Raw genomic sequence first — 18,584 nt, 5'->3', positions numbered from 1 at the left:
TTACACAATCACATATTTATCAAACCGTAAACATTAAAAACGTATTGAGTATTTCTATTACATATACTAGAATAAAATCATTTCTCATCTTTTTAAAGTAGGCAATAAAAATTGACGTAGTACATTTTTTTGTACTTAACAGTAGAAAGCAGGTGAAAAGGTGTCTAGAATATGTAAGGATGGATTTGAGAAAGAATGTATAAAGGAACAAAGAGAAGTATATGGCATTGCCTATACCCAAAACATACTCTCTGGACGTTGGAAATATCTCATTCTTTGGTTTTTAAAGTCCAAAGAGCATCGTTATAGTGAAATCAAAGCTTTTTTATGGGATATTTCACAAGGTTCTCTTACAAAGCAACTTCGAGAACTAGAAAGAGATGGCTTAATTAATCGCAAAGTTTATCCAGAGGTTCCTCCTCGTGTGGAGTATTCATTAACCTCAAAAGGAAAAGAATTCATTCCTATTATTGATTTGATGGAAGAGTTCGGGAAGAAGTTTGGGGAGCAAGTAGACTAACCAAGCGAACACATCCATCGTTTTCCCTAAAATTCAAAAATTAAATGGTGAATAAAGTAAAAGTTGTGGGAGGAGAAATCGTTCTAACGGCAGCTTTTTCTTTAACGATAAAAGTTTGTGAAGCAATGTACTTAAAGTAACGGGTGCTTGAGTTTTCGATCGGAGCTGTCATTGAGGCAGCTCTTTCTTGTTGAACTAAGAGGCAGGATAGGTGAATAAGTGAAAGCATTAATCCATAGGACCGTTTTGTTAGTTTTCGTATAAAAAATTACTAAAAGCTACAGGTATTAAAGATAAGTTTTGGGTAATTTAAGGATATCGTGTTACAGCAAATGAGAGGATGTTAATAAGTGGAGAAAAAATTGTTAAACTTCCTACTAGCAGTATGTATTGCTTCTTTTCCATTTTTATTCAAGGGACCAAAAATGAGAGAAAATCTTTTGATTTTTTTCTCAAAGGGTGTTATTGCTACTCTATTTGATGCTTATGTTGTTGGAAAACAAAAACTTGAATATCCAGTTCGTCCTTTTCCGAAAATTTTTAAAACGAATATAATTTATGACATATTATTTTACCCAATTTTAAGTGTTATATGGGTGAAAATCTCGTATAATGATAATTTTGGTAAAATTTTATTAAAGAGTTTGATTTTTAGTATTCCAATGAGTGTTGGGCAATGGTTTATGGAAAAGAACACCAATTTATTTAAGTGGAGAAAATGGTCACCTTTCCATACATTTGCCAGTGTTAATACCACTTTGTTTACGATTAGAGGGTTCGTTGGCTTATTAAAAATATTAGATAAGTTAAAAGGTAAGCAAGATATAACCGAATCTTAAAGGTTGATACTATGAAGAAAACGTATAAGTTAGAAGCAATTCTCTGAAGTGTTGCTTTTCCAGGCTTTGGTCAACTGTTAAATGGTCACCTTATTAAAGGAATTTTATTTATCATTTTAGAATTCACTATTAATGTGAACAGTTTGTTTAACCAAGCTATCATGTTTAGTTTTCTTGGGAAAATAAAAGAAGCTGCAGCAGTGGTGGAACACCAATGGCTTATGTTTTATCCTTGTGTTTATATGTTTGCTATGTATGATGCCTATAAATTTGCGAAAGGGGAAAATCCTCGCTTATCATTTGTTCCATTTGCTTTTGGAGCGTATTTTGTCACAATAGGTCTTATGTACTCGCAAACATAATTTTTGGTATATCATTTGGTCCTATTTGGCTTCCAATGTTATCTTTGATTCCTGGATTAGGAGTTGGATTTATTACTCGTCATATTTTAATGAAAATTTCTTCTAAAGCTAATTTTAGTGGCAGACCCTCCTAGTATCAAAAGGACAAAACGGCAGGTCTTTTTGGAATCACTTATGGTTGCTACGGCAACCCTTTTTTATTATGAAAGTAAAAGATTGTGAAATAATGTACTTAAACTAAAGGGTGCGATTGTTCAATAAGAGCAATCGTTTTGCTTGTTCCGCTAACGAGTAGGTTACTTGAAGAAGGATTTGTTATGAGCGTTGCAGAATATGAATCCCTAGAGCAAACATATGGGGGTTCAATATTGTGAATAAAGACCAATTAGAAGTTATCAAGGTAGGAAGTTTAGCAATAATAGCAATCAGCTTAGTAATAATTACTTGGAAAATGGGCAAAGTGGTCAAATTGTTGCACGATTTAGTTATTGTGTCAGGAAATCACTAAGAGATGTCTTACTTCTAACGAGGCTTGAGAAAGAGTTGCGGCGGCAGCTCTTTTTTGTTGTTCAACTAAAGGGGAAGGTTAGGTTAATTAAGACCAATTTAGTATTACAAAAATATCCAAATTGGATTATTATTAATTTAATATATTAAATGAAGAAGGTGTGGGAATGGATTTACTAGTTGGTTTTTTAATATTTGCTGGTATTTTTGCGTTATATGATGCCTTAAGAAAAGTGAATAATAATATCTTGAACCAAACAGAAGAAATAAAAAAATTACGTGAAGAAATAGCAAATAATAATAAAAATTAATATTTCCTTCTTCATCTACCGAGGGCGATTATTCAATAAGAACGGTCGCTTTTCTTGTTCCGCTAACGAAGCAATTTAAGTGAAGAAGGAATTTCCATAATTGTAAAAGAAATATTAACTAATATAAATGTCGTGAAAGTAGAGGATAATTATGTATTTGTTTCTATCTATTCTTTTAAGTGCAATTTTAGGGTTCATATTACTTATGATAGGTCCCCCACAGGTCGGTGGAGTTATTGCCTTTGGAATTATTGTTGGTAGCATTTTTAGAGGATTGCATTTACTAAATAATATAAATAAATCAATTTTAAAAATTTTATCTAAGTATGATTCTAGAGGTGAATAAATTATCAGAGCTTTTCTAAGGGGAGAGAAATCAGTGGGCAAAGACCGTCAATATAATAACCAAAAAAAAACAAGGTTCAAGGCATATATAGAAAGATAAAACAACAGAATAGAGAAGCTCAAAATGATAACAAAATAGGGACAGCTATAATAAGCATTTGTCTTTTTATACTGCTTTTGCTTTACGTATTGAATGCAATTTTTGATTTGTAGAATATGGTTTACCAGAATGGTTGGATGCAAAAGATTGTGAAAAAATGTACTTAATGTAACGGGTGCAAAGTTTAAGATCCAGCTGCCTTTTTGGGCGGCTTTTCTTAATGAAGTAACGGGCAGGATAGCTCTGAAGAAGGAAAAATCTTCAAAACGTAGTATTTAAGAGGGAAGACATAAATTTAAGGAGAATAAAATGCAAAATAAACCCGTTGAAGACTTTTTCGGTTTTGCCGTTAATTATTGCAGCCTTGTCGAGAATTTTAATTCCGCCGAAACACAAAACAAATTGAAAACGCTCCTTGTCTCGCTATTAGATTTATATGCGAAAGCCTTATACCTACCTGAAATCGAGCCAGAAAACGATAATCCCACTGATTTGGAGATATTTATCCCGAAAATTGAATTCAATGAGTTTGATCAGTATTGGGAGGTCTTTAACCCTTACAGCCTTGAAGAACCCGTAGGAGCGAGCTTGTCCGATGACATATCAGATATTTATCAAGATGTTAAAAGAGGTATTCTTTTGTATGAACAAAAAGAGCAGACACAAGCGATCTGGCAATGGAAACTCCACTTTGATATACATTGGGGCAACCATGCTGTTGATGCTGTACGTGCTTTGCATTCAGCTATTTCTAAGTAGTATTTGCTGCCGAATCGGGCGGCATTTTTCTTATTAAACAAACAGGGCAGATTAGCTCAACTTCACATTGATCCTATAGAAAAAGAATATGTAGTCCAGTCTTTGGGTGTAATGCTTCACCCTGACAGTTGCGAACTTATCATAGGGTGTGGAGATTTTGAGTCGTATACGGAATACACAAAAGAAAATGATTAGTTATTAAACAACTGATGCTTACGGGCTGGCTACGGCGATCCCGTTTTCTTCTTGTGCTAACGTGGCAGGTTAGCATTCCTGTAGAACGTTATTTTTCGACTTTGAAAAAAATAGGGCTCCTCAGTAAGATATGAGTATAGACACCACTCTAACTCACACCTTTAGGAGGAACCCTACTATGAAGTTTAAAATGCAAAACAAACAAAATCAACTAATAGAAAGAATTTCTGTTAAACATCTTGTTGTTGGTGTGGTGTAAGCGTCAAGTACATTTGAACAATTTTGCTTATTAATTTTGAACACTTTCTTCTTTAAAAATTGTCTCGCGATGTTTCATTCTATAACTTGAATCATTAAAGTGAACGATTTCTGCTCGATGTATAAGACGATCCAAGATAGCTGTCGCAACACCTACGTCACCCAAGAGCTCGGTCCATTCTTTTGGGGAACGGTTGGAAGTCAATATAATCGATGAGTTGTTGTACAAGTCATTTATCAATTGGAAAAATAGATTCGCTTCCCTTGGATCCATCGCTGCGTACATCAAATCATCAATAATGACTAATTGTGATTCTTTTATTCTCTTAATCCTAGTTTGGGACTTCCTCGTTATGTCCATAGTTTTCAAGGTATGAACCAAGTCACCCATCGTGATAAAGGAAACCCTGTAGCCTCGTTTAATGGCTTCTAATCCTAATCCAACCGCCATGTGTGTTTTCCCCACACCTGGCGGTCCCAATAGAATAAGATTAAATAATTGCTCAATCCATGCTAATTCTTTTAATTGATTAAACTGCTTTAAGCTTAAGGATTCTTGTTCTTCTAAATTAAATTGCTCCAACGGAGTGATACATGGAAATGCTGCGAGTTTCAAGCGTTTTTCCATGTTTTTCTCATCTCTCATTTTTCGTTCGTATTCTACTATATTGTTCAGAAAAGCTATATAACTAAGCTGCTCCTCTTCAGCTTCTTCCAGAAGAGTAGGGAGCTTCTTTGATGTTTCCATCAACCGAAGTGAAATGAGTGAGTCCTGAAGATTTTTTATTTGCTTCATTTTGTGCTCTCCATGATTGTGTAATAATGTTCTAATGGACGCTGATTTGCCTCAGTATTTGTTAGTGTTAACTCAGCGATGTCGTTATGATCTTTATCAGCCTGTTGATCGCTGACGTTCACACTGTTCACTTGTCGTTGTCGTTTAAAGAGGGCTACTACATCATGAAAGTCATTCGCACTAAACAGTTGCCTCTCCAAACAGAGTGATAACGCATCATCTATTAATTCTAATGTACTAAGTTCGATACACTTTTTTATTAAGCTTAGCTGGTCCCGAATATAACGTGGATACCTATTCCGTAACTCATTTAGGTAATCGATAGCTTGTGATTTATTTGTAAAATGCTCACTAGTGACTTCGATAAGCTCCTTTATTCCTTTTGATCTATCCCTTTTATGGGAAGTATTTTGAATGAGTTTTCCTTTATCAGGGTTAATGTAATGTGTTGCCAGTAATTCCCCTGAATCCTGGACGTAGATTACTATCTTATTATCATCGGTCACATAATAATGTACTTCTGGATACTTTTGAAATGTTCCTAACGGAACAGAGTATCTGTTCGAGAGATACAGGATTGTATTGTCCTTTCGGACACTTCTTGCTATACTAGTTTTGTGAATATCATTTACAGAGTTGACCTGTCGCATGTGTTGCTTTTCGAGGAGAAACACATCGGCGGGTCTTCTTTTTGTGCCGTTATGAATTTTGCCATTACCTGTTCTTTTTAACCATTTCTGAGACTGCTCGTTCCAGGAATCAATGTTATAAAAAATTCTATTATTAATGAAGTTATTCTTGATAAACTTAACCGCATTTTCTACTTTTCCTTTACTCTCTGGATCAGCCTTTCTGCAGAGTTTAACTTCAAATTTAACTTCATTTACAAATTGTTGAAATTCTTCAGTGAGTAAAATATCCCCCTCATTCTCAGATACAACAATTAGTCGATCCTGATCATACAAAATCTCTTTTGAAACACCCCCAAACTCCTTAAATGCATTCCAATGAGCCGAAATTACATCCTTTGTTGTGAAAGGCCGATTTTGATATTCAACATATTTGTATCTAGAATGGGCTAACACAAATACAATAAAAACTAATTTTACTGGTTTACCAAATTGATTCCTTACCGTTTTAAATCCAAAGTCTGCTTGCATTTGTTCACCCATTGGAGGGTCAGGGACTGCCTGATAATCCCTAGTGCTTGATTCTTTTGGAATTTGATAATCCTCTCGAAGACACCTTACATAGCTTCTTACTGTACTTTCTCCAACGTTGAATTCAGGATATTTTTCTTTAAGCCAGTCTTGTACTTGAGCTGCAGTTAAATCTGGATATTCTCTTAGCCAAAAAAGGATCAATTCCTTATGAATATCTAACTTTTTACTTCTAGTCATTGTTGATGCTGTCCATTCTGCCATTTCCTCGGGTGATTTACGGATATACTTATAAACAGTATTTCTTGATATATCTAGTTTCCTAGCGATAGTAGAAATACTGTATTTTTGATTTAGCATTCCTCTTATTTCTACATACATTTCAAACTTATCCACCTTTTCAATTCCTCCGCCTAATCAAGAAGTATAAAAATCTATCATAAGGTGGAGAACGATTTTAGTAAATAAGTGTTCAATATTATTCATCGCAAACTGTTCACTTTAGTCTAGCAGTTACATGTGGACATTGCTCAACAATTACATGTAGCACGAGCTGTTAATTTCCGTGGAATTGTTATAGGAGATCCACTTACATTCAAAAATAATGAAGAAGGATTTGCTAGTTTATTAAAGTGGATTAAAAATCTTCAAAGATTAAAACAACCTAGATGAAGTTATAGTTGGGATGGAACCTACTGGACACTACTGGATCAATCTTTTAAAATGGCTTTCCAATCAAGATATTGAAGTAGTAACGGTAAACCCACATTTAGTAAAAAAGAATAAAGAAAATCGTGATAATACTCAATCAAAAAGTGATAAAAAAGATGCCTTAGTTATCGCTGATATGGTAAAGAACGGTTACTACTCTGAAGTTAGGTACACATCGGAATCATTCGAAAAACTTAGGGTCCTTATGTCTAACCGTGATGTAGTTGTTAAACGCCTTGTCAGTTCTATTAATCAATTAAATCGTTGGGTAGATATTGTTTTCCCAGAACTACGACAGGTATTCAAAGATATTAAAGCTAAAGGGGCAATCGCAACCCTTCGATTATTCCCAACCCCAATGGAATTAGAAACTATGCAGCCTCATGATGTTATCATTGGTTGGAAATCAATTATGAAAAGGCAGCCTGGATTAAAAAAGGCTATGTTACTTCTCCAAGTAGCTAGGAGGTCCGTAGGTACCAGACAAGCACTTGATGCGTATAAATTTCACCTTGAGCAGCTATTAGAGGAATATGATTTAGCTGTAACTCAAATCGAGAGAGTTGAAAAACAAGTAACCGAAGCATTAAATAAAATCCCCTTCGCAAAGAAGTTACTAACCATTAAAGGAATAAGTGAAATTTCTTTAGCTGGCATATTAGGTGAGGCTGGAGATTTAAGTAACTTTTCTCATGGTAATTCGCTTCTTCGACATGCGGGATTACACTTAGCCGAAGCCAGTTCAGGTAAGTGGAAAGGACAAATTGTTATTTCAAAGCGGGGAAGATCAAGATTAAGGCGTTTCCTCTTCTTGGCAACCATGAGTCTTGTAGCAAACGATCCAGAGTTTAAAGCCTTACACACTCAAAATGTAAAAGTGAAGAAACTGAAGAAAATGAAATCAATTATTAAGTTAGTGGGCAAGTTGGCTAGGATTTTTGTAGGAATCTCTAGACGGGATGAATCATATTGTGCTGATAAACTTAAACCGTTATCACCAATGTCGGCCTAATAAACGCACAGAATTGTAGGTTAGTCCTCACCTTAAGAAAAAAATATAAACTTAAACCTACCGAATGTTGGCTTATTCGTAGGATTTCAAATATGTACGGAGTACCAGATTTCTTTAACATAAGGGCACCGACCCATCAGGTTAGCATAACTGGCCTCCACCCCATAACAAAGGAATGATAGGGCGAAATCGACCCGTTGAGACATGGGAGGGAGAGCCTCCAGGGGCGGCGTGGAGCATGTACATCATATGGTGAAATATGGAGTAATGCCGTACTCCTCTATTTAACTATGCCTTCACGAAGCCATAAGGATCTGAACTCATTCAAATTTACCGTTTCCCCTAACCGAAAGGTTATGAAATCCTGCGAATAAGCGAGTATTCGTGAGAAAATCGTATCAAACTGAGGGAGTTGAGGAAGAGGAGGCTAGCAACAGTACGATGGATTAATTGTTTTTGCCATTTTCAGTGGGCATAATACCTTTGATGTGGTGTTCTAATTTTTATGTGGTTCTTAATCATTTCTGCTGTTATATTTAGTGTCTATTCTATTTTTATGCCGAAGAAATTAACCCGTATTGAAATCTTATCCACTATCTTCTTTGCGATGACTTTACAAGATAATGTAGATATTTATCTTGATGGTAAATATGACCTGTATGTTCCACGAACGGGGCAGGTTAGTTTATATTAGACCATTCAATCAAATGGGGACTTTTGTAAGAATACAGTTCATTCTTTGCATTTATTACTATTTTCCTATTCCTTCTTAAAACAAAACTTTAAAATCCATATTTGTTAATAATTACCACACATCATACTTTCTAGTTCATCATACCTATAAATTGAAATTCAGATTTTAAGGAGGATTTTATGCAAAGAGAATATTTTTGTTGTGGTTGTGGACTTTTTCATTGGCTTAATATGGACACTATTGAATCTGAAACAGGGAGAATAGAGCCTACTTCTATAAAAGGATGTCCAAACCCAAAATGTAAACGTCAATCTCCTTTTCAATCAAATTATCAAGTATTTGCGATAGATACAGTTGATTGGATTGACTTCAGTGAAAGTAATCAAGATTTCATAGAAAAAATTAAATGGAGTTCTCCAAAATATGCTCCCGAATTTGCTATAAAAATATACGAAAAACAAGGAATTAGAATTGAAACTTAATGCGTAGAACTAATATTATTTGTAATTGAAGTAAAGGGCTACTTCAACGGGTGCAATAGTTATAGATTGGCTGCCAATATGGTGGCTTTTTCTTATTGTGCTCACGGGGCAGGATAGTGGCATAAGGCATAGTATCAGTTTCCATCCTTGTTTATAATTAACTTAGAGTTTTGAAAAAGGAGTAAATTAAATGGAATCCTCTCTTTCAATTGGGAAAATAACTGTTCACTTCCCTGACCATAATTCTAAGGAGTTTATTATCTTCGAGGACCTGGCATCACTTTTTAATTTTGAAACTAATTATAAAGCTGAAAAATTTATAAAAAAGAAAATGAAGGATAACGGAATTACTAAAAAAGTGGATTTTGATTCAGAAAGCGACCTTGTATCAATACGAACAAGAAATCCAGATGTCATTTTAGAAATAGCAATCATAATCAATGAAATAGCAAGTTCTCCGATTGATAAGGACGCAATAAAAGACTTTAAAAACCTTTTATTGGCTGTTAAACCACCGAAGAAACAAAAATGGGGAATTGGTGCATATATTTTCAATTCCCTTATCAGACCAAACCTATTATTTTGGACAAATAGAAGGTAAAATCGAAGGGTTAACTCCTATTTGTATTATTTTAAATTTATATAAAAAGGGTCTTCCTGAAGTCGCAGAACTTAATTCGTCTGATACTTTAGGGGCATTAAGTTTTATTTCCGACAGAATGGATAATTTCATAATGCAATTTGCTAATAAATAAAGGGGTTTATTTTATTTGGGGTGTATTTTCAGCTTTTGAAAAGAACGAGACAATTGATTTAGATGAGATTAAAGTGGAACCGTACGCTGAGGGAAATCCAAATTTTTGGGTTAAAAATCCAACATCCAAAGGCAGTCGTTGAATTAGTTCTTTGGGACTCATCATCGATTCTTCTTAGCAAAGATAATACCGTCTCTAAAAATTTCCGAAACACTTTTCAAGGTTGGAAAGATTAAAATTCCTACAATCAGTCGTAGGCCTTCTTCAGCTAACGGGGGCAAGAGTTGAGAAACTTGAGGTGATTAAATGAAGTTCCGTCTATTGGGTGATGATACAATAATTGAACTTGATGTATTATATAGAAATTATCCTGACAGTTCCGATTATTGGGATGTTAACTGGATTACATCTAAAATAATTATCAAAATCCCAGGGTACCATGTGAATTTTGATGCAAATTTAAGAACTGATGAATTAAAGGACTTCGTTAATGAAATTAAATTAATGACTAAGCAGTTAAAAGGAAAAGCTACCCTAAGTAATATGGAAACCTTTATACAAATTGAAGGTGAAATGGATAAGTTAGGTAAGATTATGTGGATAGCTGAAACCTGTTATCCTGCTGGCTATGGTGCTGTTCTCAAATTTGAATTCGAATCTGACCAATCATATCTAAATAATTTAATTAAAGAATTAGAGGAAATCTTGACTTCCTATCCAGTTATAGGTACACCTTGATTCTTCAACTAAAAGGTGCAGAGTTTAAGATCAGAGCTGTCATTTTGGCAGCTTTTCTTGTTACACTAACTGGAAGGATTGTTGAAGAAGAATTTTATAAAATTTAAAATAAATTAAGTGATATATAAACATTGGGGGCAAGGACAGTGATAAAAGGACTCTATGAAGCACACTTACCAGTTAGTGATGTAGAACGTTAATTGAGTTTTATGGAAAATTAGGTTTAAAACTATATAAAAGATATGAGATAGTAGCTTTTTTTTGGATTGAAGAAGGAAAAAGTTGGATTGGTTTATGGGAAGGTTCAGAATCAAAAATTCCTTATCACGTATCAATGAGACATATTGCGTTTTTTGTTGACTTAGACGATATTAAGAAAGCAAAAATTTGGTTAAAAGAACGAGGGATTGAAGTAAGAGATGAATTTAATAAAGGAACAGAGGAACCCGTGGTTGTCCCAAACCAAGCCCACGCAATGATTTATTTTGATGACCCAGATGGGAACCATTTGGAGTTTATTACAAGATTACCAAAAGAAATTGACCAATCAGAAAAAATGTATTTGAGTGAATGGGAGAAATTGTACTCATAACTTTGTTTAATGAATAGGGCGCTTTTTTAATCCTGAAAAAATTGTGAAATATTGCACTTAAACTAACGGGCCAGCGATTGTTTAATAAGTACAGTCGCCTTTCTTGTTCCACTAACGGAATAATACTAAACACTGTTATTTAGTCGTTATCCATTTTACTATTAATGTTAAGGATTAAGTTGTTTCTTAAGACATAAATTAGAGATTCCTTATTTTATTTGCTGCGTTTACAGCCCAATCTGTAAACCGTTGACCTATAAGTTCCGAACATAATATGGAGGCAACTTCGATGAATTTTTCTAAATCGTCTTCTGGAATTGCCTTTAAAATTGAAATAAACTGTAAATTGGTTGCTTTAACATTTTTTGATAAAACATCCTGTACAAATTTTCGTCCATTTTCTGTTAATGAAACTTCTTTAATTCGAGCATCGTCCCCATTTTCTATTACAACAAAGTTTTGATCTTTTAGTTTTGTAAGTTGACGATAGATGTTTGAGATATTCGTTTGAGAAATATAGGCAAGTTCTGTCATATTCATTTTTTCTTCATAATATAAAATCCAAAGTGTTCTAAATCCAGGAACAGTCATACCATATTTTTTTAAGTTTTTTCTTATATCATCTTCAGTTAGTATAAAAATACCTCTAATAAAGGATAGCACTAAGTGACTTTTAGCGAATAATTCCTTGTTTGTATTCATATTTTGACCTCCAAATTAGAAAGCATAGTCTTTTCATTTTGTCCACTTTTTATCCCCTTAATCTCATAATAAATAAAACAAAACGTTTTTAAATTGGGGAGTTAGAAATAAACCTATTAAAATTAATAAGTAAAGAACCTACCAAGCATAGGTTCTTTTTTTATGTCTTGTTTTGATTAAAGTTAATAAAAAACTTTGCGTTCGCAAATAATAAAAATATAACTTGCGAACGTAAATAATGTAGGTCATTTTGAAAAATAAAATTTTTTAGAAATATGGGTTAATTCTAAAAGGATTTGAACTTTCAGGAAAGGGAAACGGGGAGATAAAGGATCAAAATAACTATTTAAAAAATGCAGAAAAAATTTATGATGTTGTTGAAAAAGCTCAAAATAGTTTCCTTTTAAGGCTATGTTAAAAATCATTCGTTTCTTAGTCTTGTGGATATTATTATGGCAGTTTCATGAATTATTAGCATGATTGCCTCACCCCTGGGGTGCTTTCTATTAAAAAGTTGGGAATGATCGTATTCTTCAATATGGGACCCTATTTTATTAGTCATTTCGCTAACATATTATCAATGGATATTTAGATTAGAAATAGGGTGTTAAAATGATTGTTCCTGTCTTCCTATCAATTATGTTATTATTGTTGATTTCGTTTTGTGTAACTTCAAAAGAATTACATTTGTTCGAAATCATATTCTTATGGTTGACCATTAGTTTGTTGAGCCAAACTGTATCATGGATGCTCATTGTGAATTTGGATCTTTTATCGATAGCCAAAGGTCGCAGTTATTTCTTTCTTCATGCAATTGAAAAAATCATTATCGATCCATTGGTCACAATTACTTTTTTTGATTGGTCAAAAAGAATATCTCATGAGACTTGGAAATATGTATTTCTTGTTTTAACGCCATTTGCCCTCATACTGATTGAATATATTTATATTTGGACAGGAGTTCTGGAAAAAAAACATTGGAATATCGGGTATTCTTTGATCGAGTGGGTCTCCCTCATCGCTGTTGCTTACAGGCTTTGGCCACTATACAGAAAAAAATTAGGGAAAGAGGTGTAACGATGCTGCCCTTACCAAAACATTTCGATTCAAATGAATGGACAATTATCGTTGGCATTTTTCTAAGTATTCTATTATGGAGACTGCCAAAAAAAATACCAACCGAAATCACCATTCTAATCGTTTTGTTCAGCATGGCGGTGCCCAAAATCATGGACTATTTAATCGCTTCTGTTTCCCCCAATTTGTATCAGATTACAGACAGCGAAAAATATGAACTGTTCGACCTTCTGCTGGACATTGTATATATTCCTTTCGGTTATTTATTAATTTATGTATATGAAATATGGAAACCGAAAAAATGGAAGCTTGTTTTTTACATTTTCATCTGGTCAGTTTTTGCTGTTTGTTTCGAATTCGTCATGGTAAGAGTACATGTATTTACCTACAGAGGATGGAAATTAGCTTATTCATTTCCTGTTTATATAACGGTCATCACCGTTGCTCTATCATTTTATGTTTTTTTAACAAAATATAAACAACAAAGGCTGACGTAATAATGGGCTAGTTTCTCAATTTTTACAACAAACTATGATCGGTGACGGTGCGTTAAATAAGCATTGCATTTTTCCTAATTAGTTTGTGAAGATTTACACTTAAAGTAATGGGGGCTTATGTTAAAGATGGGGTTACGGAAAAGAGATCGCTGCGGCGGTCATTTTTTTCTTGTTTAATATTGAACTTCGCTACCTGCTAATTGAATTCTACTTCATCTGGAGACCTTTAAATTAAAATGTTTCCTTTCTTCTCACAGACTTATTAATTTCGAAAACAATCAATTCAATCATCTTTTCGTATAGAAAAACTTATTAAGAAACATGCACTAGAAAAAATATAAATCATATATATAGGAGATATCCCGTTTGAATGCTTGAGGAGGATATTATGAAACCTATGTTACCTAGTGAAAAATATTTCGGTAATTTAGAACTGGTTTATGCATTTTATGGGGCTATGCCTACAGGTGTTACTGTTTCAGAAACCGGTCGTATTTTCATTTGCTTTCCGAAATGGGGAGACGATGTTAAATTTACGGTGGGGGAAATTGTGGAGGATAAATTGCAGCCTTATCCTAATTTACAAACCAATTTGGTTAACCACGAGAATATCACAATGACTTTCATCAGTGTCCAAAGTGTAGTTGCTGATGGAAGGGGAACGCTTTGGATATTAGATACAGCAGCACCCAATTTTTCTGAACCTATTAAAGGGGGAGCAAAATTAGTCGCAGTTGATTTAGAAACCAATACAATTAGAAGAGTATATACCTTTACAGAAGATGTTGTCCTGCCTACAACTTATCTGAATGATGTCCGTTTTGATTTTCGTGTTGGAAAAGCAGGTTATGCCTATATAACGGATTCTTCTTCCAGAGGACCAGGAGCTATTATCGTCGTAGATTTATCAAATGGAAACGCGTTTAGACGGTTAAATGGGGCAAATTCAACTTTACCCGATCCCTATTTTTTACCGAAAGTAGAAGGTCAGATTTTAATGAATCGAAACAAAGACGGTTCAACTTCTCCATTTAGATTGGCGTCTGATAGTCTTGCGATTTCTCCCGATGGAAAGATATTATTTTTTGCTCCACTAACCAGTCGTCATTTGTTCTCGATCTCAACAGAAGTCCTGAGAAACAGAACGATACCGGACATGGATTTACCTTATCATGTGGAGTATTGGGGAGAAAAAGGGGCGTCTGATGGAATGATTACAGATGCAAAAGGTGCCGTTTATGCTGGAGATTATGAGAACAATAGTATTCGAAAGATATTGCCGAATGGCACAATGGAAACCATCGCACATGATCCGAGAATTTTATGGCCGGATACTTTTTCAATTGGTCCGGATCAATATTTGTATGTCATTGTGAACCAATTACATCGACAGCATAGATTTCATTATGGAAAGGACTTACGACAGAAACCTTATAGTTTACTTCGTATCAACATTGATGAATTTCCTGCTCCGACCTTTTCATAATAAAAATAGTCAATTAATTGTTTTCATTATATAGTGTAAAACAAACACGAGAAAGTAAGAAGTATTAACTTTATTTACTTTTGCCTTTAAAAGGAACAGTTTATTTGGTGAGTGTTAAACTGTTCTTGGAAATTTTTTATAATGTCGGTAAGTTCAATGCTGTATTGATATTATTTAAATCTAACTGATCTGTTCGTTTGTATCCCAAGCATGGTACCATCCTTTTTCTACTATATATGCAGATTTAATCATTTTTCAATTGTTCCTATATTCTTTCTCTTATTGTTGATTAACAACCTCCATCTAAGATAAATCGTATTTATTATTAAAGATACGTCTTATAACAGACATTGTAAATCTAACCAATAAAAAGGAAAAAGACAGAGAACAAAAAGTAATTTTCCAATCCCATCCTTTTTTATATTTAACAAGCTGTGTATTTTTTTCTAGCCATAGCTCAGCAATTGTCATCGGTACACTGAAATACAGAACTTTTATAAGGCACTGAATAATACGAGAATCTTTAGTTAGTTGATTATAAAAGACACAAGTAATTGGGAAAAGTATGTAATCAAACAACACGTTTGTTTTAACTTGTTTTGGAAATCGGGTGGGATATTGAACATAGCCTTTATTTACAACCAGATTATCGACAAATGATGCATAATAACTTTTTATAAAGAAAACAAGGAGCCAGTCCTTTGCAAGTGGTTTTTTAATTAAATATATAAAAGAACTAAAACCGAAGAAATAAAGGATTTTTATAAGGTTTTTTTCGAATTTTTTACCCAATGTATAGCACCTCCATAATGATAGGTTATCTCTGATGCAGGAGATTATACTAAGGACATTCCAAAATTAGATAAGTGAAAAGTGAATTTCCGAACCTAAAATTGGTCTTTTTTTGCTGTTCTCTTTTTTCTTAAAGATTGTATTTTTTCAAACCCGGTATGATTTACTTAATGTTTGCGTCATCATCTTAGATTTAGGTTATATTAAATCCTGATGTTGATCTTTACGATAAGAAAACCGCCTCGTTGAAGAGGCGGCTTATTGAGCTATCGTATCCGTCGTAATCTGCTTTAGGAGAAAATCTCATCTAACCGTCTGGTAATCGAGGGCTATGGCTCCAGAATCAAAAGTCTTGTTTTCGATCAGTTTAAGATTGATCTGCTCCTTGAGACCTTGGAATAACGGCAACCCGCTGCCGATCAGGACGGGAGAAACCGTAATTTTATACTCATCTATTAAATCAAGCTGCATAAGGTAGTGTGCTAACCTAGGACTGCCGAGGATGACCATATCCTTGCCTGGCTGCTGTTTGAGGTTCTTGATCTCTTCCTCGACATCTTCTTTCACCAGTCTGGAATTGTTCCATTCGACTTTCTCCAGCGTCGTAGAAAAAACGATTTTGGCTGTCTTTTCGATCCACTCGGCATGATTCCGTTCATGCTGCGAAGCTGTGGGGTCAGAAGGCACAGATGTCCAGTAACTGTGCATCATCTGATAAGTCTCACGTCCCCATATGACAGTGTCGACAGTACTCAGAATTTCTTTCGCGTGTTTCTCCAAGTCTGCATCGTATGAAACCCAGCCAATGTCCATTTCACCGTTCGGACCTTCAACAAAACCGTCAAGCGATGCATGCAGAAATAGAACGAGTTTTCTCATTTTTAGTCTCCTTTGTTTATGAGGGATATTTTTTTCATACTTCTTTACCTCCAATGTAATTATAACCAATTTTTTATAAATTTTGGTAAAAAAGTTCTATGAGTTACACTAATTAAAATAAAATGGGACGGTGCCAGCATCAGTCCAGTTTTGTTTTGTTATAGAGAGGATTTTGAAGAACTACACTTAAACAAACGGGTGCAATAGTTGCAGAACAAGTTGTCATTTTGGCAGCTTTTATATTGTGCTAACATATGACATATAAATAGACGTACCAACAAAAGAAAAAGAGAGGTGTAGCCTCTCATGATTTAACCTTTTTTTGAGCTGTACTTTGTAAAAACAGAAATAGGTTTGTTACTTGTTTTGCAACGATACCGATTAATATATAACCAAAAAGAAGATGTAGAAAATTGGCACCTCTATCAAATTGAATCAACCTTAAAGCTTCCATAATAGGTTTTAAGACAAGGGCAAAAATTACGGATAAACCGATAATGCTTACATAGTAATTCTTATTATGGTTAAGCGTCCATTGATAAACAAATATATAACTAACTGGTACTAAAACAGCATCTAGAGCAAAGCTAGAAGGTAAAACGGGTAAAAATTTATATGGATAGAACCAATATGTATTGTTTGTTCCGAAGAGATCAATATAGGTAAAAAATACATGCACATTATATCCGTAGAATCCCAGCAATAAGCTTTTACTTCTATCCATAAAGAAAAATAAAAGAAATAATGGGATTATTAAAAAACTTAAGATAACCCAAAATTGCCAGTCATCAAAAGATGAATATTTAATCCAGTAATCTAGCCATACTTTTGCATGATGAAGTTCTATTTCCTTTAATTGATGAATTTTTTGTATTTGTTCTTTATTCATGTATGTAACTCCCTAACCTATAGTTAGAGTTATTCTTCACGCAAATTTACAAATTATTCTATTAAGGATTTATTGGTTTTACGAAAATGATGTGCAATAGAATAAAAGGGGCTTGTTCAACTAATTGGCAGATTAGTGGAAGAAGAGTTATTTAACCTCCCTCTTTTATCTGACCCAAATAAAAAATAAACAACTGGCACTTTATAACTGGTCAGGTTGATTTTATAATTCTACCAAAGAAGAAAAGGAGAGAAGAATTATGGAGATAACACCAGTAGTATTAATTGGGGATAGAGTAATGATACAACCTATGGAAGAATATCACGTACAGGAATTATTTGATGCAGGAAACAATCCAGATATATGGGCATACATGCCAATAAAGGTTGAATCGATTGATGATATGAAGGACCTTGTGAATGGGGCACTTCAAGCGAGAGAGCAAGGAAGCGAATTTCCTTTTGTAATCTTAGATAAGGATTCGGGGGAAATTGTGGGAAGCACTCGTTTCCTTAATATATCCATGCCAAACCGTAACTTGGAAATTGGTTGGACATGGCTGTCTCCAACCGTTTGGCGAACAAGGATAAATACAGAATGTAAGTATATTCTCTTGAAACACTGCTTTGAGACACTTGGGACAATTCGTGTTCAGTTGAAAACAGATAGTCGAAATGTGCGTTCTCAGCAGGCAATTGAACGGCTGGGTGCGGTAAAAGAAGGAGTGCTTCGCAATCATATGGTTATGCCTGACGGCTATTTAAGAGATTCTGTGTTTTACAGTGTAATCGACCAAGAATGGGTGCTAGTAAAGGACAAATTGGAGAGTATGCTACGATAACCAGTATTTTTCGAAGTCGTGCTTATCAACTAAAGGGTTGCATTACTGGAACAACGGTAATGCTTTTTCTTATTGAAGTAACAGTGCAGGAGTTGAAGAAGGGAATCCTTTTTCATAACAGTGGAAAATATGTGGATCAAGGATTTTTTACAACAGCACTTATTCTGAATGATACAATAATTAACAAGCAAGCTCTTTATGGGAGAATTGTATGAATAGGGGGTATAGATTTGGTCTTTAATTATATTAAGTTCAATGAAATGCCTGAAATTGAGGATTAAATGG

21 protein-coding genes and 4 pseudogenes are annotated in these 18,584 nt (G+C 34.2%); 18 read left to right on the top strand and 7 right to left on the bottom strand.

Going from position 1 to position 18,584, the window contains the following annotated elements; all coding sequences use genetic code 11:
- The first annotated feature begins 160 nt into the window (after nucleotides 1–160).
- From ACZ9EE_RS32205 to ACZ9EE_RS32180, 6 genes and pseudogenes are all read left to right on the top strand, one after another.
- On the top strand, nucleotides 161–520 hold the full coding sequence (locus ACZ9EE_RS32205; RefSeq protein ID WP_476032749.1) for a winged helix-turn-helix transcriptional regulator: 360 nt from the start codon (nucleotides 161–163) through the stop codon (nucleotides 518–520).
- A 350-nt stretch (nucleotides 521–870) separates the two neighbouring features.
- Nucleotides 871–1,359 (top strand): CBO0543 family protein, encoded by a 489-nt coding sequence (locus ACZ9EE_RS32200; RefSeq protein ID WP_476032747.1) that lies wholly within the window; start codon nucleotides 871–873, stop codon nucleotides 1,357–1,359.
- Between the two features lie 74 nt (nucleotides 1,360–1,433).
- A pseudogene (locus tag ACZ9EE_RS32195) lies at nucleotides 1,434–1,855 on the top strand (hypothetical protein).
- 236 nt (nucleotides 1,856–2,091) lie between these two features.
- Entirely contained in the window at nucleotides 2,092–2,229 is a 138-nt protein-coding gene (locus tag ACZ9EE_RS32190; RefSeq protein ID WP_476032745.1) for a hypothetical protein, read from the top strand.
- A 166-nt stretch (nucleotides 2,230–2,395) separates the two neighbouring features.
- The gene (locus tag ACZ9EE_RS32185; RefSeq protein WP_476032744.1) at nucleotides 2,396–2,539 is read left to right on the top strand and encodes a hypothetical protein; all 144 of its coding nucleotides are present in this window, start codon (nucleotides 2,396–2,398) and stop codon (nucleotides 2,537–2,539) included.
- A gap of 754 nt (nucleotides 2,540–3,293) precedes the next feature.
- Nucleotides 3,294–3,743 carry a DUF5063 domain-containing protein gene (locus ACZ9EE_RS32180; RefSeq protein WP_476032742.1) on the top strand — a complete coding sequence of 150 codons (450 nt, stop codon included), beginning with the start codon at nucleotides 3,294–3,296 and terminating at the stop codon, nucleotides 3,741–3,743.
- A 484-nt stretch (nucleotides 3,744–4,227) separates the two neighbouring features.
- On the opposite strand, the gene istB is transcribed toward ACZ9EE_RS32180, so the two are convergent.
- Both istB and istA read right to left on the bottom strand, forming a co-directional pair.
- Nucleotides 4,228–4,992 (bottom strand): IS21-like element helper ATPase IstB, encoded by a 765-nt coding sequence (gene istB, locus ACZ9EE_RS32175; protein ID WP_476024666.1) that lies wholly within the window; start codon nucleotides 4,990–4,992, stop codon nucleotides 4,228–4,230.
- On the bottom strand, nucleotides 4,989–6,548 hold the full coding sequence (gene istA, locus ACZ9EE_RS32170) for an IS21 family transposase (protein WP_476032154.1): 1,560 nt from the start codon (nucleotides 6,546–6,548) through the stop codon (nucleotides 4,989–4,991). The genes istB and istA overlap by 4 nt, the downstream gene beginning before the upstream one ends.
- A 123-nt stretch (nucleotides 6,549–6,671) precedes the next feature.
- Between istA and ACZ9EE_RS32165 the strand changes: the two are divergent.
- From ACZ9EE_RS32165 to ACZ9EE_RS32135, 7 genes and pseudogenes are all read left to right on the top strand, one after another.
- Nucleotides 6,672–7,875 (top strand): annotated as a pseudogene (locus tag ACZ9EE_RS32165) (IS110 family RNA-guided transposase); the annotation flags it as partial.
- A gap of 505 nt (nucleotides 7,876–8,380) precedes the next feature.
- Nucleotides 8,381–8,569, top strand: coding sequence for a hypothetical protein (locus ACZ9EE_RS32160; protein ID WP_476032740.1), 189 nt, complete (start codon nucleotides 8,381–8,383; stop codon nucleotides 8,567–8,569).
- Between the two features lie 179 nt (nucleotides 8,570–8,748).
- Nucleotides 8,749–9,051, top strand: coding sequence for a hypothetical protein (locus ACZ9EE_RS32155; RefSeq protein WP_476032738.1), 303 nt, complete (start codon nucleotides 8,749–8,751; stop codon nucleotides 9,049–9,051).
- Between the two features lie 190 nt (nucleotides 9,052–9,241).
- Nucleotides 9,242–9,652 carry a hypothetical protein gene (locus ACZ9EE_RS32150; protein ID WP_476032736.1) on the top strand — a complete coding sequence of 137 codons (411 nt, stop codon included), beginning with the start codon at nucleotides 9,242–9,244 and terminating at the stop codon, nucleotides 9,650–9,652.
- Nucleotides 9,653–9,868: 216 nt separating this feature from the next.
- Nucleotides 9,869–10,042: a hypothetical protein gene (locus ACZ9EE_RS32145; RefSeq protein ID WP_476032734.1), complete on the top strand. Its 174-nt coding sequence runs from the start codon at nucleotides 9,869–9,871 to the stop codon at nucleotides 10,040–10,042.
- 85 nt (nucleotides 10,043–10,127) lie between these two features.
- The gene (locus ACZ9EE_RS32140) at nucleotides 10,128–10,544 is read left to right on the top strand and encodes a WapI family immunity protein (RefSeq protein ID WP_476032732.1); all 417 of its coding nucleotides are present in this window, start codon (nucleotides 10,128–10,130) and stop codon (nucleotides 10,542–10,544) included.
- Between the two features lie 146 nt (nucleotides 10,545–10,690).
- Nucleotides 10,691–11,136, top strand: a pseudogene (locus tag ACZ9EE_RS32135) (VOC family protein).
- A gap of 198 nt (nucleotides 11,137–11,334) precedes the next feature.
- On the opposite strand, the gene ACZ9EE_RS32130 reads toward ACZ9EE_RS32135, so the two are convergent.
- Nucleotides 11,335–11,838, bottom strand: coding sequence for a MarR family winged helix-turn-helix transcriptional regulator (locus tag ACZ9EE_RS32130; protein ID WP_476032730.1), 504 nt, complete (start codon nucleotides 11,836–11,838; stop codon nucleotides 11,335–11,337).
- Nucleotides 11,839–12,450: 612 nt separating this feature from the next.
- On the opposite strand from ACZ9EE_RS32130, the gene ACZ9EE_RS32125 reads away from it, so the two are divergent.
- The 3 genes from ACZ9EE_RS32125 to ACZ9EE_RS32115 all read left to right on the top strand — a co-directional run bounded on the left by ACZ9EE_RS32125 (nucleotide 12,451) and on the right by ACZ9EE_RS32115 (nucleotide 14,898).
- On the top strand, nucleotides 12,451–12,915 hold the full coding sequence (locus tag ACZ9EE_RS32125; RefSeq protein ID WP_476032728.1) for a hypothetical protein: 465 nt from the start codon (nucleotides 12,451–12,453) through the stop codon (nucleotides 12,913–12,915).
- 2 nt (nucleotides 12,916–12,917) lie between these two features.
- Nucleotides 12,918–13,412 (top strand): hypothetical protein, encoded by a 495-nt coding sequence (locus ACZ9EE_RS32120; protein ID WP_476032726.1) that lies wholly within the window; start codon nucleotides 12,918–12,920, stop codon nucleotides 13,410–13,412.
- Between the two features lie 388 nt (nucleotides 13,413–13,800).
- The gene (locus ACZ9EE_RS32115; RefSeq protein WP_476032724.1) at nucleotides 13,801–14,898 is read left to right on the top strand and encodes an L-dopachrome tautomerase-related protein; all 1,098 of its coding nucleotides are present in this window, start codon (nucleotides 13,801–13,803) and stop codon (nucleotides 14,896–14,898) included.
- Nucleotides 14,899–15,034: 136 nt separating this feature from the next.
- On the opposite strand, the pseudogene ACZ9EE_RS32110 reads toward ACZ9EE_RS32115, so the two are convergent.
- From ACZ9EE_RS32110 to ACZ9EE_RS32095, 4 genes and pseudogenes are all read right to left on the bottom strand, one after another.
- Nucleotides 15,035–15,141, bottom strand: a pseudogene (locus tag ACZ9EE_RS32110) (spore coat protein); the annotation flags it as partial.
- A gap of 60 nt (nucleotides 15,142–15,201) precedes the next feature.
- Nucleotides 15,202–15,690 carry a CBO0543 family protein gene (locus tag ACZ9EE_RS32105; RefSeq protein ID WP_476032723.1) on the bottom strand — a complete coding sequence of 163 codons (489 nt, stop codon included), beginning with the start codon at nucleotides 15,688–15,690 and terminating at the stop codon, nucleotides 15,202–15,204.
- A gap of 303 nt (nucleotides 15,691–15,993) precedes the next feature.
- The gene (locus ACZ9EE_RS32100; RefSeq protein ID WP_476032721.1) at nucleotides 15,994–16,569 is read right to left on the bottom strand and encodes a dihydrofolate reductase family protein; all 576 of its coding nucleotides are present in this window, start codon (nucleotides 16,567–16,569) and stop codon (nucleotides 15,994–15,996) included.
- 304 nt (nucleotides 16,570–16,873) lie between these two features.
- Nucleotides 16,874–17,458: a CBO0543 family protein gene (locus ACZ9EE_RS32095; protein WP_476032720.1), complete on the bottom strand. Its 585-nt coding sequence runs from the start codon at nucleotides 17,456–17,458 to the stop codon at nucleotides 16,874–16,876.
- Between the two features lie 259 nt (nucleotides 17,459–17,717).
- Between ACZ9EE_RS32095 and ACZ9EE_RS32090 the strand changes: the two genes are divergently transcribed.
- Together ACZ9EE_RS32090 and ACZ9EE_RS32085 are read left to right on the top strand one after the other, a co-directional pair.
- Complete coding sequence (locus ACZ9EE_RS32090; protein WP_476032719.1) at nucleotides 17,718–18,299, top strand: GNAT family N-acetyltransferase; 582 nt, start codon at nucleotides 17,718–17,720, stop codon at nucleotides 18,297–18,299.
- Nucleotides 18,257–18,514, top strand: coding sequence for a hypothetical protein (locus ACZ9EE_RS32085; protein WP_476033188.1), 258 nt, complete (start codon nucleotides 18,257–18,259; stop codon nucleotides 18,512–18,514). Before ACZ9EE_RS32090 ends, ACZ9EE_RS32085 begins: the two co-directional genes overlap by 43 nt.
- Nucleotides 18,515–18,584: the final 70 nt, after the last annotated feature.

The organism is Bacillus sp. URHA0034, from assembly GCF_056280405.1.
This window is presented reverse-complemented; position numbering and strand designations above follow the sequence as displayed.

Bases quoted from the DNA above. Each gene is read 5' to 3' on its own strand.
- ACZ9EE_RS32185 (WP_476032744.1), top strand. From the start codon at position 2,396: ATGGATTTACTAGTTGGTTTTTTAATATTTGCTGGTATTTTTGCGTTA.
- ACZ9EE_RS32180 (WP_476032742.1), top strand. From the start codon at position 3,294: ATGCAAAATAAACCCGTTGAAGACTTTTTCGGTTTTGCCGTTAATTAT.
- istB (WP_476024666.1), bottom strand. From the start codon at position 4,992: ATGAAGCAAATAAAAAATCTTCAGGACTCACTCATTTCACTTCGGTTG.
- ACZ9EE_RS32160 (WP_476032740.1), top strand. From the start codon at position 8,381: ATGTGGTTCTTAATCATTTCTGCTGTTATATTTAGTGTCTATTCTATT.
- ACZ9EE_RS32155 (WP_476032738.1), top strand. From the start codon at position 8,749: ATGCAAAGAGAATATTTTTGTTGTGGTTGTGGACTTTTTCATTGGCTT.
- ACZ9EE_RS32150 (WP_476032736.1), top strand. From the start codon at position 9,242: ATGGAATCCTCTCTTTCAATTGGGAAAATAACTGTTCACTTCCCTGAC.
- ACZ9EE_RS32145 (WP_476032734.1), top strand. From the start codon at position 9,869: ATGAGATTAAAGTGGAACCGTACGCTGAGGGAAATCCAAATTTTTGGG.
- ACZ9EE_RS32130 (WP_476032730.1), bottom strand. From the start codon at position 11,838: ATGAATACAAACAAGGAATTATTCGCTAAAAGTCACTTAGTGCTATCC.
- ACZ9EE_RS32125 (WP_476032728.1), top strand. From the start codon at position 12,451: ATGATTGTTCCTGTCTTCCTATCAATTATGTTATTATTGTTGATTTCG.
- ACZ9EE_RS32120 (WP_476032726.1), top strand. From the start codon at position 12,918: ATGCTGCCCTTACCAAAACATTTCGATTCAAATGAATGGACAATTATC.
- ACZ9EE_RS32115 (WP_476032724.1), top strand. From the start codon at position 13,801: ATGAAACCTATGTTACCTAGTGAAAAATATTTCGGTAATTTAGAACTG.
- ACZ9EE_RS32100 (WP_476032721.1), bottom strand. From the start codon at position 16,569: ATGAGAAAACTCGTTCTATTTCTGCATGCATCGCTTGACGGTTTTGTT.
- ACZ9EE_RS32095 (WP_476032720.1), bottom strand. From the start codon at position 17,458: ATGAATAAAGAACAAATACAAAAAATTCATCAATTAAAGGAAATAGAA.
- ACZ9EE_RS32090 (WP_476032719.1), top strand. From the start codon at position 17,718: ATGGAGATAACACCAGTAGTATTAATTGGGGATAGAGTAATGATACAA.
- ACZ9EE_RS32085 (WP_476033188.1), top strand. From the start codon at position 18,257: ATGGGTGCTAGTAAAGGACAAATTGGAGAGTATGCTACGATAACCAGT.